At 58.2% G+C, this 13,807-nt stretch carries 16 protein-coding genes, 1 tRNA gene and 6 pseudogenes; 11 read left to right on the top strand and 12 right to left on the bottom strand.

Annotated elements, in window-relative coordinates:
- The first annotated feature begins 6 nt into the window (after positions 1-6).
- The 4 genes from AC19YS_RS27745 to murB are packed head-to-tail and all read left to right on the top strand — an operon-like array spanning position 7 to position 2,433.
- The gene (locus tag AC19YS_RS27745; protein WP_003174668.1) at positions 7-192 is read left to right on the top strand and encodes a Trm112 family protein; all 186 of its coding nucleotides are present in this window, start codon (positions 7-9) and stop codon (positions 190-192) included.
- Positions 189-953 carry a 3-deoxy-manno-octulosonate cytidylyltransferase gene (gene kdsB, locus AC19YS_RS27750; protein ID WP_106579829.1) on the top strand — a complete coding sequence of 255 codons (765 nt, stop codon included), beginning with the start codon at positions 189-191 and terminating at the stop codon, positions 951-953. The genes AC19YS_RS27745 and kdsB overlap by 4 nt, the downstream gene beginning before the upstream one ends.
- The gene (locus tag AC19YS_RS27755; protein WP_200623650.1) at positions 953-1,417 is read left to right on the top strand and encodes a low molecular weight protein-tyrosine-phosphatase; all 465 of its coding nucleotides are present in this window, start codon (positions 953-955) and stop codon (positions 1,415-1,417) included. Before kdsB ends, AC19YS_RS27755 begins: the two co-directional genes overlap by 1 nt.
- Positions 1,414-2,433: a UDP-N-acetylmuramate dehydrogenase gene (gene murB / locus AC19YS_RS27760; protein WP_124417832.1), complete on the top strand. Its 1,020-nt coding sequence runs from the start codon at positions 1,414-1,416 to the stop codon at positions 2,431-2,433. The genes AC19YS_RS27755 and murB overlap by 4 nt, the downstream gene beginning before the upstream one ends.
- A gap of 62 nt (positions 2,434-2,495) precedes the next feature.
- On the opposite strand, the gene AC19YS_RS27765 is transcribed toward murB, so the two are convergent.
- A complete protein-coding gene (locus AC19YS_RS27765) occupies positions 2,496-3,167 on the bottom strand; it encodes a Bax inhibitor-1/YccA family protein (RefSeq protein ID WP_200623651.1) in 672 nt (223 codons plus the stop codon).
- Between the two features lie 152 nt (positions 3,168-3,319).
- Here AC19YS_RS27765 and AC19YS_RS27770 point away from each other — a divergent pair.
- Positions 3,320-3,410: transfer RNA gene (locus AC19YS_RS27770), tRNA-Ser, on the top strand.
- A gap of 127 nt (positions 3,411-3,537) precedes the next feature.
- On the opposite strand, the pseudogene AC19YS_RS27775 reads toward AC19YS_RS27770, so the two are convergent.
- The 5 genes and pseudogenes from AC19YS_RS27775 to AC19YS_RS27795 all read right to left on the bottom strand — a co-directional run bounded on the left by AC19YS_RS27775 (position 3,538) and on the right by AC19YS_RS27795 (position 8,215).
- Positions 3,538-4,609: pseudogene (locus AC19YS_RS27775) on the bottom strand (tyrosine-type recombinase/integrase).
- A 4-nt stretch (positions 4,610-4,613) separates the two neighbouring features.
- Positions 4,614-4,792: pseudogene (locus AC19YS_RS27780) on the bottom strand (DUF4224 domain-containing protein).
- 100 nt (positions 4,793-4,892) lie between these two features.
- Positions 4,893-5,375 (bottom strand): annotated as a pseudogene (locus tag AC19YS_RS27785) (DUF4406 domain-containing protein); the annotation flags it as partial.
- A 199-nt stretch (positions 5,376-5,574) separates the two neighbouring features.
- Positions 5,575-7,720, bottom strand: a pseudogene (locus AC19YS_RS27790) (DNA cytosine methyltransferase).
- Between the two features lie 6 nt (positions 7,721-7,726).
- On the bottom strand, positions 7,727-8,215 hold the full coding sequence (locus AC19YS_RS27795) for an HNH endonuclease (protein ID WP_200623652.1): 489 nt from the start codon (positions 8,213-8,215) through the stop codon (positions 7,727-7,729).
- Between the two features lie 82 nt (positions 8,216-8,297).
- On the opposite strand from AC19YS_RS27795, the gene AC19YS_RS27800 reads away from it, so the two are divergent.
- Positions 8,298-8,519 (top strand): hypothetical protein, encoded by a 222-nt coding sequence (locus AC19YS_RS27800; RefSeq protein WP_200623653.1) that lies wholly within the window; start codon positions 8,298-8,300, stop codon positions 8,517-8,519.
- A gap of 104 nt (positions 8,520-8,623) precedes the next feature.
- Here the strand turns inward: AC19YS_RS27800 and AC19YS_RS27805 are convergent, their stop codons facing one another.
- Positions 8,624-9,163, bottom strand: a complete 540-nt coding sequence (locus tag AC19YS_RS27805) for a hypothetical protein (RefSeq protein WP_500603102.1) — start codon at positions 9,161-9,163, stop codon at positions 8,624-8,626.
- 103 nt (positions 9,164-9,266) lie between these two features.
- Here AC19YS_RS27805 and AC19YS_RS27810 point away from each other — a divergent pair, with 103 nt between their 5' ends.
- Entirely contained in the window at positions 9,267-9,560 is a 294-nt protein-coding gene (locus AC19YS_RS27810) for a hypothetical protein (RefSeq protein ID WP_200623654.1), read from the top strand.
- 55 nt (positions 9,561-9,615) lie between these two features.
- On the opposite strand, the gene AC19YS_RS27815 is transcribed toward AC19YS_RS27810, so the two are convergent.
- The 4 genes and pseudogenes from AC19YS_RS27815 to AC19YS_RS27830 all read right to left on the bottom strand — a co-directional run bounded on the left by AC19YS_RS27815 (position 9,616) and on the right by AC19YS_RS27830 (position 11,319).
- A complete protein-coding gene (locus AC19YS_RS27815; RefSeq protein ID WP_200623655.1) occupies positions 9,616-10,101 on the bottom strand; it encodes a hypothetical protein in 486 nt (161 codons plus the stop codon).
- 79 nt (positions 10,102-10,180) lie between these two features.
- Entirely contained in the window at positions 10,181-10,699 is a 519-nt protein-coding gene (locus tag AC19YS_RS27820; protein WP_200623656.1) for a hypothetical protein, read from the bottom strand.
- A pseudogene (locus AC19YS_RS27825) lies at positions 10,696-10,773 on the bottom strand (exonuclease); the annotation flags it as partial. The gene AC19YS_RS27820 and the pseudogene AC19YS_RS27825, both read right to left, overlap by 4 nt.
- A gap of 132 nt (positions 10,774-10,905) precedes the next feature.
- Positions 10,906-11,319: a DoxX family protein gene (locus AC19YS_RS27830; RefSeq protein WP_500603103.1), complete on the bottom strand. Its 414-nt coding sequence runs from the start codon at positions 11,317-11,319 to the stop codon at positions 10,906-10,908.
- Between the two features lie 99 nt (positions 11,320-11,418).
- On the opposite strand from AC19YS_RS27830, the pseudogene AC19YS_RS27835 reads away from it, so the two are divergent.
- The 3 genes and pseudogenes from AC19YS_RS27835 to AC19YS_RS27845 form a co-directional block, all read left to right on the top strand.
- A pseudogene (locus AC19YS_RS27835) lies at positions 11,419-11,643 on the top strand (hypothetical protein); the annotation flags it as partial.
- Between the two features lie 629 nt (positions 11,644-12,272).
- A complete protein-coding gene (locus AC19YS_RS27840; RefSeq protein WP_200623658.1) occupies positions 12,273-12,470 on the top strand; it encodes a hypothetical protein in 198 nt (65 codons plus the stop codon).
- A gap of 215 nt (positions 12,471-12,685) precedes the next feature.
- Positions 12,686-12,844: a hypothetical protein gene (locus tag AC19YS_RS27845; protein ID WP_177410126.1), complete on the top strand. Its 159-nt coding sequence runs from the start codon at positions 12,686-12,688 to the stop codon at positions 12,842-12,844.
- A 59-nt stretch (positions 12,845-12,903) separates the two neighbouring features.
- Here AC19YS_RS27845 and AC19YS_RS27850 read toward each other — a convergent pair whose 3' ends face one another.
- The gene (locus AC19YS_RS27850) at positions 12,904-13,038 is read right to left on the bottom strand and encodes a hypothetical protein (protein WP_256660607.1); all 135 of its coding nucleotides are present in this window, start codon (positions 13,036-13,038) and stop codon (positions 12,904-12,906) included.
- 470 nt (positions 13,039-13,508) lie between these two features.
- On the opposite strand from AC19YS_RS27850, the gene AC19YS_RS27855 reads away from it, so the two are divergent.
- Complete coding sequence (locus AC19YS_RS27855; RefSeq protein WP_500603104.1) at positions 13,509-13,805, top strand: putative quinol monooxygenase; 297 nt, start codon at positions 13,509-13,511, stop codon at positions 13,803-13,805.
- Positions 13,806-13,807 lie beyond the last annotated feature (2 nt).

A 13,807-nucleotide genomic window follows, 5' to 3' on the forward strand; every position in this document is an offset into this window, starting at 1 on the left:
ACGCTCATGGACACCAAACTGCTCGACATCCTCGCTTGCCCGATCTGCAAAGGCCCGCTCAAGCTAAGCGCCGACAAAACCGAGCTGATCAGCAAAGGCGCCGGCCTGGCTTACCCGATCCGCGATGGCATCCCGGTGATGCTGGAGAGCGAAGCCCGTACCCTGACCACCGATGAGCGTCTGGATAAATGACCACCGCCTTTACCGTTGTCATTCCTTCGCGCTACGCATCGACCCGCTTGCCGGGTAAGCCGCTGCAATTGATCGGCAACAAGCCGATGATCCAGCTGGTGTGGGAGCAGGCCTGCAAAAGCAGCGCCGAACGGGTCGTGGTGGCCACCGATGACCCGCGCATCATCGAGGCCTGCAAAGGTTTTGGCGCTGAAGCGGTGTTGACCCGCGAAGACCACAATTCCGGCACCGACCGCCTGGCCGAAGTCGCCACACAGCTGGGCTTGGCGGCGGATGCAATTGTGGTCAACGTGCAGGGCGACGAGCCATTGATCCCGCCGAGCGTGATCGATCAGGTCGCCGCCAACCTGGCTGCCCATGGCGAAGCGCGCATGGCGACCCTGGCCGAGCCTATTGAAGACATCGACACCCTGTTCAACCCGAACGTGGTCAAGGTGGTCAGCGACATCAATGGGCTGGCGCTGACCTTCAGCCGCTCGACCCTGCCCTGGGCGCGCGATGCGTTTGCCAAGCGCCGCGACGTCTTGCCGGAGGGCGTGCCTTACCGCCGCCACATCGGTATCTATGCCTATCGCGCAGGTTTCCTGCATGACTTTGTCAGCTGGGGCCCGTGCTGGTTGGAAAACACCGAATCTCTGGAGCAACTGCGTGCCTTGTGGCATGGCGTGCGTATCCATGTAGGCGACGCGCTGGAAGCACCGCCGGCCGGTGTCGATACCCACGAAGACCTTGAGCGCGTCCGTCGCCTGCTGGGGGCCTGATGGAGGTTCTGTTTGTCTGCCTGGGCAACATCTGTCGTTCGCCCACCGCCGAGGGCGTATTGCGCCATAAACTGCGCGAAGCGGGCTTGGCAGGCCAGGTCGAAGTGGCGTCTGCGGGCACCGGTGAATGGCATGTCGGCAACCCGCCGGACCAGCGTAGCCAGCGTGCGGCGTTGCTGCGCGGGTATGATCTGTCGGCTCAGCGCGCCCAACAGGTCTCGCGTGCCGACTTCGCGCGTTATGACCTGATTCTGGCCATGGACCACAGCAACCTGCGCAACCTCAAGGCGCTGCACACCGGGCAGGGTAAAGCAGAGCTGGACTTGTTCCTGCGCCGTTTTGAGTCTGAAGTGGACGAGGTGCCAGACCCTTACTACGAAGGTGAACAAGGCTTTGAACGGGTTCTTGACCTGATCGAGCGCGCCTGTGATTTATTGGTGATCGAGTTGAAGGGGCGGTTATGACCTTGCACGTGCTTGCGCAGGTATCGCTCAAGCCATTCAACAGCTTTGGCATCGACGTACGCGCCCAATTGTTTGCCGAGGCCCATAGTGACGCCGATGTCCGCGAGGCCCTGGCTTATGCGACTGCGCACGCAGTGCCGCTGCTGGTGATCGGTGGCGGCAGCAACTTATTGCTGACCCAGGACATTCAAGCGTTGGTGTTACGCATGGCGACCCAAGGCATTCGCGTGTTGCAGGATGATGGGCAGCAGGTGGTGGTCGAGGCCGAAGCGGGCGAAGCGTGGCACCCGTTTGTACTGTGGACCCTGGAGCACGGTTTCTGCGGTCTTGAAAACCTCAGCCTGATCCCCGGCACTGTCGGTGCCGCGCCGATGCAGAACATTGGTGCCTATGGTGTAGAGATCAAGGATGTGTTTGCCGGCCTGACTGCTCTGGACCGCCAAACGGGCGAGCTGCGCGACTTCAGCCTGCAAGAGTGCAACTTCGCTTACCGCGACAGCCTGTTCAAACACGAAACCGGGCGCTGGTTGATTCTGCGCGTGCGTTTTGCCTTGAGTCGCACCAGTCACCTGAAGCTCGACTACGGCCCGGTGCAGCAACGCCTGGCCGGGCAGGGGATCACCGAGGCGACGCCCAGCGACGTCAGCCGCGCAATCTGCAGCATCCGCCGCGAAAAACTGCCGGACCCGGCGGAGCTGGGTAATGCCGGGAGCTTTTTCAAGAACCCGCTGGTGTCTCAAGCGCTTGCCGCAGAGCTACAGGCGCTGTATCCGGACCTGGTGGCTTACCCGCAGCCTGACGGGCAGATGAAACTCGCGGCCGGCTGGCTGATCGATAAGGCCGGCTGGAAGGGCTTTCGTGATGGCGATGCGGGCGTGCATAAGATGCAAGCACTGGTGCTGGTCAACTATGGTGCGGCGACAGGGCACGATATTGCCGACCTGGCGCTGCGTATCCAGCAGGACATTGCTGAACGCTTCAAGGTTGAGCTGGAAATGGAACCTAATCGGTATTGAACCGTTAGAAACAAAAATGCCCCGCATCTTTCGAGGCGGGGCATTTTTTATGGCGCTAGCAATCAGTCATCACGGCCCATGATGCCGAAGATCTGCAACAGGCTGATGAACAGGTTGTAGATCGATACATACAGGCTGATGGTCGCCATGATGTAGTTGCGCTCACCGCCGTGGATGATGGCGCTGGTCTGGAACAGGATGCATACAGAGGAGAACAGCACAAACCCTGCGCTGATCGCCAACTGCAGGCCGCTGATCTGGAAGAACATGCCTGCGACCACTGCTGCCAGCAACACGAAGAAGCCAGCGGTGATGAAACCGCCCAGGAAACTCATGTCCTTGCGGCTGATCAGCACGTAGGCCGACAGACCACCAAAGACCAGGGCCGTCATGGCAAACGCCGAGCTGACCACTTCCGCGCCGCCGGCCATGCCGAGGTAACGGTTGAGGATCGGGCCGAGGATAAAGCCCATGAAACCCGTCAAGGCAAACGCCGACACCAGACCCCAGGCCGAGTCACGCAGCTTGTTGGTCAGGAAAAACAGACCGTAGAAACCGATCAATACGACAAAGATATTCGGGTAGCCAACGCGCATTTGCTGCGCTACATACGCCATTAAGCCGCTGAATGCGAGGGTAAGGGCGAGCAAGCCGTACGTATTGCGCAACACGCGGCTGACTTCAAGCTGCTCAGCCTGCGCGTTACCATTCACTGCGTAATTCTGTTCGCGCATGGCGACACTCCTTCAGTTTTGAAACGTTCAGTCGCAAAGATCATAACAGACGCTCTGTAACAAGTGATGCCGAGAGTTTGACAGTGTGTTTCATTCGGGTATTATGGCGCCCGCTGACACGGGATGGACTACTATAATCCTGTGATGCAAAAGGGAAATTGGCAGAGTGGTTGAATGCACCGGTCTTGAAAACCGGCGAACGTTAATAGCGTTCCCAGGGTTCGAATCCCTGGTTTCCCGCCAAGATTTACACAAAAGCCTCGCGAAAGCGGGGCTTTTGCGTTTCTGGGGGTTGGTGTCGCCGCCATCTTAACGGCTGATCGTTTCCGCATCATTTCAGGCAGTTTCCGCAACTCGTTGCAAATTGCGGTCACCGAGTTGGCTTCACGATCTCTCCGACACGTCGATAAACTGTTTCGGTTATCCGCTTGTCCGTGTGTCCCAACAGTCGGCTTGCATCCCCCAGGTCGAGGATCTCGCTTGCCGCTTTCGGGCGAATATCACGGAATTGGAATTGGCGAATGCTGGCCGCCAACACCCCGTCGCCTTTCTCTTTGGCGGTTGCGATAGCCTTGTCGCGTGCGTCGTCGAAGCGAAGGCGAAGCATGTGCTTGGTAACCTGCCGGCCATCCTCGGTGATGATCAGGTATGGGTTGCGCACTCCTCGCGAATGTCTCTGCTCGATAAGTCTTGCAACCAGGGTGCCCAGGTCATTGAGCGCGCCGGCGGCGGTCAGGCGTATGCGCAGCTTCTTGGATGTCTTGCCTTGGGATACCTGCAGGAATTCGTTAACGGCGTCCGCCTCCCGCATCGACAGCGTGTCCGCTGGGCGTTGGGCAGTAAGATAGGCCAAGCCCATTGCATCACGCAGTTCCGAGGCCGCAACTGCGTATACCGCGCTCCATATCTCCTCGGTAGCGTAAAAGTCTCGCGGAGCTTCTTTGTTCTTGCGCACGCCGGCAGCAGGGTTGTTTTTCAGTAAGGCCCCATTCGCGCGCTATCGCTATGTTGTAGATGTGCGACAGCAGTGAGAGCTCGCGGTTGGCCCGTACCTTCGCTGTCCTGCTGTCTCTGTACTGCGCGATGATCTGCGGCGTCACAGCATCAATGGGCGCATCGTTGAACGCTTTGCGCAGTTGCTTCAGGCTCAGCAGATTATCGCTTTGTGTCTTTGGCGCCTTGCCTGGGATGATCTCCCGCTCGTAACGATCGAACACCTGGGTCAGCAGTGCGTTTTTCGTCGGCACTGGCTTGCAATCGAGCTTTGCCCATTCAGCCTTGGCGATATCCAAGTCACCCCCGAGCGGGATCTCAACCCGCTTCCCGTCTTCATCCCTCCCGTCGTAGTAATACCCAACCCACTCTTTACCACCTTTCAGCGTGCGCACCCGCCGAATCATTCGCGGCGGCAGGTCCCTGTTTGCCGCCTTTTTTGCTCGCATCGTTTTATCCTACTTTTGACAGATCCAGCGACCAGGCTTCAGCCGCGACGTTTTCTGCTGATGGTTTCACGCCGGCCAGCTTCAGCCGGGCATAACCCGTCCGACAACCGGCCGGCGCGCTCGGGTCAGCACGTACTTCCAGCCGTTCCGGTTGATCCAGGCGATCTGGCCTGACGGGATCATGTAGCCAGTGATTGCCACTCTGAAAGGGGGGATGGTCACTTTTAGCTCTTGACCCTTCAGTGTTCTTCGTTAACAAATCATGGGCCTCCACAACCGTCATGCCGAGGCGTTCGGCGATCAGGACTTCCAGGCGGGCGCCCTTTGAATGCTCCCAGCCGGGCAACAGGGCGATCACACCGCACAGTCCAAGGCGGGTCAGGTCATAGGCCATGTAGTCGGCCCACTGGGTACCCTCAACGATGCCGTGGTCTGCCGGATTTTCGACTTCGTAGCCTTGGGCGCGCAGTTGATCGGCCACGGCGTTGAAGGCCGGGTAGTTGAAGTCGTCGATGCCAGTCATGGGCCCGGCAACGTAGACGCGGTTGGCGTGGGATGCCTGGAGGGTCACGCCTGGCAGCAGGAACGACTTGATGCGATCAACTGCCCGATCAACAGGCGCCTGGATGAATGACGGAAGAGGCTCGTTCGCCGGCGGCGTGGTTCGAGTAACAGCAGCGATCATGCCGACGAGTGAGTCGGTAACAATGCTTCGGATGTCTGTCTTGCGGTTTTCTGTAGGCATGGGGAGTCCTTGCCGGGCCATGCCCGGGCGGAGGAGTGGATTGATTTGAACTGCTGATTCCACCAGGTGCCGAAACAGCTACCACCCAGAGGACATAGCGATGACTGAAGAAAAGAAGAAAGAGCCTGAGCAAGAAACCCCAGCGCATTCCACCGAGGAAGAGCGGGAACGCCTAAAGGACTTCAACAAAGACGGCATACCGCCTGGCGCTTGCTGATCGTCAAGCCACGCGTGCTTGGCGTTGTTCGGCGCGCCATGGGCCATTGGCGCGCACCAGCGCTGCCATCGGCGGCGGGCTGACGCTGTTGCCACACATGTGCACCTGTTGGGTTTTGGTGAACGGCTTTCCGTCGGCGCCGTGGCTGATGATGTAGTCAGCCGGGAAGCCCTGGGCCTTGTACAGTTCGGCCGGCTTCAGCATCCGCAGGCAGATATCGACGATCACGTAGGGCGTGCCCTTCACCATCACGGTGACCATGGCCAGGCGGTCCATGGTGGTGATCGTCGGCGCCGGAGAGTCGCATGGGCTGATGTTCTCGGTACCGTAGTAGCTGATCAGGAACGCAGCGACCCGCAGGGCACCGGCTTTGTGCTCAGGCGATAACGTGAGCGACACCAGCGAGCTCTTGCCCCCGCCACCGGCAGTCATGGTCGGCGCCGGCTCTTCCAGGCCCTGGCCAATGCTGCCGCCGAATGCCCGCTCCATGAATGCGCTGACCAACCCGTGGTGCTGGCCGCCGGCGCTGATGGTGTGCAGCGGATCATTTACGTCCCGTGCATCGCAGTTGCCGCGCATGTGCACCAGGTTTGCTGCAACCAATGCGTGGTGTTGGCCGGTGGTCACCGTCGGCACTGGCCCGGCAAGATCGCTGGGAGCATGGCCCGTGGTGTTCGTGATCAAAGTCGCGCTGACCAACTGCTGCTGGCTGCCGGTGTCGGTCACCGTGGTCATGGGTTCGTGCATGCCCTCGGCGTGCGTGGTGTTGAATCCGCCGTTCGCCTGGATCATCACCGCCGTGCTGACGGACTGCCCGCCGCCGCTTGCAGTGACGGTGCCCACCGGCCCGCAGATGTCATTGACCCCGTGGGAGCGGCGTTTGTTTGCGCCAGAACCTTCGCCGTGCCCGGCCTGGACGATGCAGGCCGAAGCCGGCGCTCGGTGGTTCTGTGTCATAAGCGTGCCGGTCGGCTGGTCGACGCTCACCGGCTTGCCGGAATACTCAGGCCCACCGGCTCCAACCATCAACGGGCTGATCAGCGTCAGCTCGCCGCGGTTTGCGCAGGTCACCGTCGGCAACGGGTCGAGCGGGTCGTTGATTCGGTCGCTGCTCTGGTGCGTTGCCGGTGCGATGATCGGGCTGACCACCGAGAAGGCGCCGCCCTTTGGGTAGGAGGTGATTGTGCGCAGCGGTTCACCGGCTGACTGCACTGCCTCGCCGGACCAATTGGCGATCGGCACAATGAATGGCGCGGCACTATCGATGACGAACTTCTTCATGCCCTTGGCAACGCGGCGCAGGGTGGCCGGGGCCAGGTCTTTCTTGCGGCCGAAAAATGCTTTTGCCCAGGTCGGTGAAGTCGATGCAGTCGGCGGCTGTTTTCCACTTCTGCTGGCCTTTGGCAGGGTTCTTGGCGTGGGTTGGCTCCGGCCACACGATTGGCTGACCGTCGCACCGCGCAATCATGAACAGGCGTTCCCGGCTGGTCGGCGCGCCGAAGTCGCACGCCTTGATCACCTTCCACTCAACTATATAGCCCATGCCTTCCAGCAGCGCCACGAAGCGGCACCATGTCCGGCCACGGTGCTTCGGGTCAGGGATCAGGAACTGCTGGCCCACCGGCACGACCTCACCAGGTGCGGCAACGTCGCCGCCGAGTTTCACCACCCGGCCGGTGGCCTTGTCGCGCTTGGCGATCAAGCGGCCCCACTGCAGGATCTGCTTCACGTTCTCCAGGCTGATCACCCGGGGCCGCTTCATGCCAGCCCACTTGAGGCCGATCCACGAAAGGTTGCGGATCTCGCGTTTGCGCGGCTGGCCGCCGGCCGCCTGGCGGTGGTGCGTGCAGTCCGGCGACATGTGGAACCATCCCACGGCCTTGCCGCCGCACTCGGTGTCCGGGTCACCCTCGAACACGTCGGTGGTGAAGTGCCGGGCGCCTGGGTGATTCACGGTGTGCATGCTGATCGCTTGCGGGCTGTGGTTCTTCGCCACGTTCACCGTGCGGCCCAGGCCCATTTCCAGGCCGGTACCGGTCCCGCCGCCACCACAGAAGAAGTCGACAACGATCTCATCGTCCTGAGTGTTGAAGCCGAGTCCGTATTGGGTTTTGAAATCGAAGGGGTGTTTCTTCTGTTGTGCGGACATAGGGGCTTATCTCCCGTGATTTTCGTGATAGCCGAGACTGTTTTCGAAGGATTTTCTGGCGGCCGCTGCATCAAACTTTGATGAGTAGCGCCCCAGGGTTATTTGTTTGCCTGCCAGGTATCCGAAAGATCGCCATAGACCTCGCGAATCCCACGAGACACCGGAGACTCCGCTGGAGTTTTTGCAACTGCGCTTTTGGTTTCTGGCGTTTTCCACTGGGCTCGCCGCGCGGAGGTTGATCCAGCGGTTGTCAGTCTTTTGGCCGTTGATGTGATCTACGAACTCGGGCGGGTGCTGGCTGAGCATGTAGACGAATGCGAGTCTGTGCAGGTTGTGCCGCTTCCTGTCGATCATCACCGTCAGATAGCCACTGGAAACCAAGCTCCCCGCTATTGAGCCCGCGGGTGTTCGGCTTCTGCTCACCAGCCAGGTGAACACGCCAGTCTCAGCGGAGTAGGCGAGGATTGATTTCAGGTATTCCGGGGTAATAGGCATGGCTTCGCCTCGCCGGCTGGCGTGATTCGTTGATATGGGGTATTACGGGTGACCGGCATGGAGCCGGATCAAGGAGAGATAAATGGCTGGATCACGTGAAATCGCACTTGAACAAGCACTGGTTGCTTTAATCGCTGCAGCAGAAAAAAGCGATGTTGATATGCATGCGTGGCTGGGCAAAGCCACCGGTTACATCATGGATAGCGGTGGACATTTCAACCTCGGTTCTGCATACAGCGTCAGGGCATGCAAGGAAATTAGCGACGCGCACGCGGACGTATTAACGAGAATCGAAGCTGACTAGGAGATAGGACCAGGTGCTTGAATTCTTGGCGATGAAGTCGTCCCAAGCGGCTTTGTCGCCCTGAGCCACATACCATTTCAGGTCCTCGCTTTCTTCCGAGTCAGTCACTGAGCCGCCGTATTTGCCACCGGGAAAGTAAACAGCCCTTTGTTGCCGCACCATGGGTAACCGCCGATGAACTCGGTGAAGGTGACGCCTGGCCTCGCCGCCGAGATCCGAACCTTGAACTCTTCGAATCTTGCATTGCGGGCCGCGACCTCGGCTTCGTGTCCGGACTTACAGTCCGCAGAGCAGTAGACCACGCGATCATCGAACACCAGGTTCAGTGCAATATCAGTTTCTGTCTTTTCATCCCAATAGCTGGCATCACTGTCGCACCTGGCCCCGCAATGGTTGCAGCCGAACCACCAGCCGGCGTCGATGTAAGCCTTCGCCGGGATAAAGCGCTGGCCCGCATACTGGTCAGCCCAATGCGCGCGCCGGCAGGACACCGCACCGAAGTCTGTGCCAATCTCATCCGCACCCTGGCGCCGCGCTGCGGCGTTCGAGGTGGCGAACTGGATGTTGGATTCTTCGGGGTCGTTGGTCTCTACGGAGTAGGCCAGCACCTTACGCGATGCCGGAACGACTTTTGGCATGGTCATGGATTATCTCCAGTCAGGCGCCGCCCTCCGGTGGCCGGTGGTGGCAATTTGGTTTTGGTTGGGGTATTACGGGAGATCACACTGAAGCCAATGGAGTATTTTCGTGTCTGATCTACCAGCTGATTTTCGAGAAAAAGCATTCCAGTTATCTGCAGAGTGCAAGGAGAAAGCACTCTGCGCCCTTATTCGTGCGCTTGAAAACAAAGGCGCCGATATCAACGAACTCATTAACATGGCTGAAGATGATTTAAGGAGCAACTTCAAAGAAGGCCACGCGATAACGGTGTTGAACGAGCTAAAAATGGCCTATGGACAAGTCGGAGGATGGTTCCGTAAGACTGATCCGGCCTTAGACGACCCATCAAATAAAGACGTGAAGGAGTGGCCTCGTCGATAGCATTGGTCGGAGACACTTTCAGGTAGCGAACGCTTGGTGTTGCCGTTAGGGCCTGTTATTCGTCGCCGTCGTCTTCGGCGTTCATTTGGAGCGATTCGGCAAAGCCTGCTTGCCGTAATTTGCGCGCCACGGTTTCGGATATCTCGTAACTGTGGCGCTTAATTTCGAAGAGTGGCGATGACTTCTCGGCGCCAAGCGAGTGGGCAAGTGCGATCAGTCGCCAGATGGTAGCCCGGTCCTTTGTTTCGCCCAGCTCGGCAGTGAACGTTGCCAACCGATCACGCATTCCCTGTCGAAAGTAGTGGCGGATGATGTCGGACGGCCCTTTGACCTTCGGCGGCGCCGGCGGCAGATCCTCGACCCGGCCATTCAGCACCAGTAGCTGCACCGCCTCGCTGACTTCCTCGATCTCATGCCGCCGCATCAGCTCATCGAGCATCTGCCGGGTGCCGTACGGCACCGTGTGCCGCAATTCCTGCTCGCCCAGCTCCAGCCGCTTCTCGGCAAGCTTGGCCGTGCGTTCCTTCTGTTCGGCGGCCATGGCCTACCTCTTCTATTCCGCTGGCCGGCAGTGCGAGCCAGGTTTGACGAGCGTTGCTGGGGGCGGGCTATGGATCGTTTCAAGGCTTGGTCTTTCCGTTCCTTAGGTGAAACGGGAGCGCCGGGAATTCGATCTTGTAGTCCTTCAGCAGACGGTGGAATTTCTCGTAACACATGCCGGTCTGCTTCATGACCTTGGAGCGGCTCAGGCCTACGTCGCGCAGGGCAATGATCCGCTCAACCATTGGGCCGTCGGCAGCCTTGTGCCCCTGGTTGGTGGTGTAGCCGCGCTTGAACTTGAAGCCCATGCGGGACGCCATCAGTTTTAAATCTCGCTCACTGAGGTGGAGCGTTTTCATGGCCTCGGTGACAGTCAGCGTTGGCGCTGCTGCCGCAATCTTGGACTCCAGCGAAGGGTTAGGCTCGGCCCGCGAACCATCCTTGGCCTTTCCATTGAACATCGTGCCGAAGTCAACGTCGCGGACCTGCATTGGCAGTGTTTCGAGGGTGCCACGGCCTTCGTATTCGGCCATGGCGCGGGCGATCCAGTCGCGGTCTAAATCCTTTTGGCGGATGGTGCTGAGTTCCGGGCTGATCATGCTGCGATCCCCAAGACCCGATTCATCCGGTCGTCCAAGATTTCGTAGAAGGTACCGACCCGCTCCGACAGCCTCGGCCCTAAGTGCGACGACCTGCAATGCCTGGGTGCCATGCGCCTGGGAGAGCAGAAGTTGATTGATGTGCTGCTGGATAACGCGGAAGGGTAGGTGTGCCGCAGGTGAGTGCGGCACGGATGGATCACTCTTTATCTGCCATCGATCGAATACGTTCCTGGGCCGGTAATGCCTAGCAACAGTAAGCCGCCCATGATGCTGATGTTTTTAAAGAAGTGGATCATGTTGGCCGACCGCTCTGGGTCAACCATCGTCCAGAAGTGATGCCCGATCAGCGAAGTGCCGAGTACGAACAGGATGTACAAAAACGCGAGTGGTCGAGTGTAAAAGCCCAAGACGATCACGATAGCGACAAAGAACTCCATGACGACCGCAATGCCCGCAGCCAGCATGGGCAGGGGAGCACCAAGTGAGCTCATGTAAGTAACGGTACCGTCAAAGTTAGTCAGTTTTCCCCAGCCGGTAATGAGGAAAAGGATCATTAGCAGGATGCGCGCGAGCAAGATGAGCTCGTTTCTCTGATTCTCGAAGAGGCTGTATCTCATGATGACCTTCCTTCATTGATGGGCGATTTGATATTAGCACCCTTCCAAATATTCTCCGTGCACTGCCAAGGTCATGTTTTCACAATTTGAAGGATCATTATGACAACCAAGCAACCCGACTGGGAGGCAATCGAACGTGCCTACCGGGCCGGTCTGCTTTCCATTCGCGAGATCGCATCAACCCAAGGCATCACTCACGGAGCAATCAACAAACGCGCCAAGCGGGATGGATGGGAGCGAGACCTCAGGGCGAAGCTCCAGGCTAAGGCTGATTCGCTGGTATCCAAACGTACGGTAACCGCGGCAAACAAGCACGCCGATACCGCCTTGAGGGTTTTTTTTCGCCTAGAGAAAGGATCAGCTCAGCGCTTCGAACTTTAAAAGCCGCTACCACGAATGAAAAAATGGTCAGGGAGCTTGGTCCACCAAGAGGGGGGCGGGGTGTAGCATCCGGGCTGATTGGCTGGGGTTGCAGTGCAACTGACCTGAAGTCCGCCAGCCTTAATGTCAGGGCCATCTTGGCCACCGCTGTAAGTTTTACAGCCGCTAAAAGTAAGGACGCCTAAGAGAAGTATTCCGTATTTCATGGGATCCATCCCTGTTCGCTCCGATAATTAATCGGAGTATATCGAAAGAGTCTCGCCCGACAAGGCGCAGGCTTTTTTTGTCTGGAGAAAAAATTGCGGTGGAGCGAAATATAGGTTGGTCAATTATTGACCTTCAATATCGGCGTTGCATAAATGTGAGTTGTTTCACGTTGTGCGTCGGCCATCGCCGGCGGCCCATCAGGTTTTTTTGCGTTTCTGCCAGCGTGCGGCAGTAAACATCCCAAGCTTAAAGCCTCAATGCCAAGCATTGATTGGCACCATTCGTCTAATGCTTTGCACTCTGAATGCTGCGCCGTCTCTCAAGCTTAAGTGCGCATTTCCCGTGCGCCGAAGCGGAGAGTCAACATGGAAATCAATGAGAAGGCGCCAGGAAACCTTTCCCAGCAAGCCGTGACGCGCGGCACAGACAACGAAACGGGCCATGATCCGCGTCGAGACGAGGACGCGCTCCCATTGCCGCCTGATGACGACGCGCCTTTGGAAGAAGATATGTCGGATGTCGACGCGGCTGATTCGGTCGCGAGTGAACACCCTGATAACTGATCATTCCCACGTCAGCGAACCCGGCCCCTGCGCCGGGTTTTTTATTGCCTGCAGAACGCGATCAACCAAGCAACCCGTCTAGGTCAATGGTTTTAAGCCGATTCGGGGTTGCCATGCGGGGTTTGGGCGATTAACCTGAAAATGTTTGAATTGTTACGAATAATTTCGGGTGCGACCGATTTCGGTTCGCACGACTTCAGGATGAGGAACGAAAAATGTTTTCACACGAAGGTCCCGCACTAGAGCTGTTGCTGTTCGTTTTTGGCTTGGCAGGCCTGCTTCTGGTCGTCTGGTTCTGTCATCACCAATACGAGCGAAAAACCGGGAAGGGCGTTAAAAAACAACAAAATCGTAACGAAAGCCGCTCGACGTAGGGTGATCAAAGCGGTGCCAGCGGTCGGCCATTAAGCCTGACCGCCGGCAAAATGCAGCATTACGCGACGGTGCAAATCCAGCGGTGGTTCTGCCGGTACGGCGCGCGGGTGAAGTGCACATCTGAAACCAGATTCAGGCCGCGTTCCTGAAGCGCTTCGGTCAGTTCTACGAGTGTCTCTGCTTGGATAGTCATCACTGTTACCTCGTCAGATTTACTGCGTTCATAGTTCTTGACCGGGCGGGCAACTGACTAATTCAAATTTTCTATGCGCGTGTTTGATTTATCGCGCTGGGTTGCGATGGGTTCAGCGTCATCGCCAAGTCACGCCGTTCAGTCAACGGATGAAGCGGAGCAAAAAACCGCGCTGGGTGAGTTTACTTAAGCTTGGGCGCAAAAGCGTTTGAGCGATGGGCTACGTAAACGCTGAGTTCTGGCGTGTGATGGATAAGGGATTAACCGCCGCGCATTCAGAATCGCAGACAAAGAAAAGCCCACGATGGGGGCGCGGGCTTAAAGGTGTTCACTTAGGAGCTGAGTTGAGCCTATGCGTGCGACTGTGAAAACCCTGTGAAACGCGCCCCTCGGTTAAGCTTTTTTTGCACCTTGTTGGTGTGCTCACGTACTGTGCGACTTCCTTAACCAACCTTTGCGGTGGTGTTTGCATGTCAGATGAAGTGCGGCTTGTCGTCATGATCAATACGCAGCCCGGCAAGGGCGCCGAGCAACGTGCAGCGTTCGCGAAACTGGCCCCATTGGTCAGGGCCGAGCATGGCTGTCTGCACTACGATTTGCACCCCGTGGTCGGCAACCCTGACAGTTTTGTCTTGATCGAAAAGTGGGCCTCGAAGGACGCCCTGGGCGCCCACCATGTGGCCGCTCATATGGTCGAAGCGGCCCGGCACAATCCGTCTTTTCGCGCCGGCCCCGCGACCATTCTGCTGTTGGAGGATGCGGTTTAGGC

Source organism: Pseudomonas sp. MF08831, assembly GCF_059862645.1.

Bases quoted from the DNA above. Each gene is read 5' to 3' on its own strand.
- AC19YS_RS27745 (WP_003174668.1), top strand. From the start codon at position 7: ATGGACACCAAACTGCTCGACATCCTCGCTTGCCCGATCTGCAAAGGC.
- kdsB (WP_106579829.1), top strand. From the start codon at position 189: ATGACCACCGCCTTTACCGTTGTCATTCCTTCGCGCTACGCATCGACC.
- AC19YS_RS27755 (WP_200623650.1), top strand. From the start codon at position 953: ATGGAGGTTCTGTTTGTCTGCCTGGGCAACATCTGTCGTTCGCCCACC.
- murB (WP_124417832.1), top strand. From the start codon at position 1,414: ATGACCTTGCACGTGCTTGCGCAGGTATCGCTCAAGCCATTCAACAGC.
- AC19YS_RS27765 (WP_200623651.1), bottom strand. From the start codon at position 3,167: ATGCGCGAACAGAATTACGCAGTGAATGGTAACGCGCAGGCTGAGCAG.
- AC19YS_RS27795 (WP_200623652.1), bottom strand. From the start codon at position 8,215: ATGCCTATTACCCCGGAATACCTGAAATCAATCCTCGCCTACTCCGCT.
- AC19YS_RS27800 (WP_200623653.1), top strand. From the start codon at position 8,298: ATGGCTGGATCACGTGAAATCGCACTTGAACAAGCACTGGTTGCTTTA.
- AC19YS_RS27805 (WP_500603102.1), bottom strand. From the start codon at position 9,163: ATGACCATGCCAAAAGTCGTTCCGGCATCGCGTAAGGTGCTGGCCTAC.
- AC19YS_RS27815 (WP_200623655.1), bottom strand. From the start codon at position 10,101: ATGGCCGCCGAACAGAAGGAACGCACGGCCAAGCTTGCCGAGAAGCGG.
- AC19YS_RS27820 (WP_200623656.1), bottom strand. From the start codon at position 10,699: ATGATCAGCCCGGAACTCAGCACCATCCGCCAAAAGGATTTAGACCGC.
- AC19YS_RS27830 (WP_500603103.1), bottom strand. From the start codon at position 11,319: ATGAGATACAGCCTCTTCGAGAATCAGAGAAACGAGCTCATCTTGCTC.
- AC19YS_RS27840 (WP_200623658.1), top strand. From the start codon at position 12,273: ATGGAAATCAATGAGAAGGCGCCAGGAAACCTTTCCCAGCAAGCCGTG.
- AC19YS_RS27845 (WP_177410126.1), top strand. From the start codon at position 12,686: ATGTTTTCACACGAAGGTCCCGCACTAGAGCTGTTGCTGTTCGTTTTT.
- AC19YS_RS27850 (WP_256660607.1), bottom strand. From the start codon at position 13,038: ATGACTATCCAAGCAGAGACACTCGTAGAACTGACCGAAGCGCTTCAG.
- AC19YS_RS27855 (WP_500603104.1), top strand. From the start codon at position 13,509: ATGTCAGATGAAGTGCGGCTTGTCGTCATGATCAATACGCAGCCCGGC.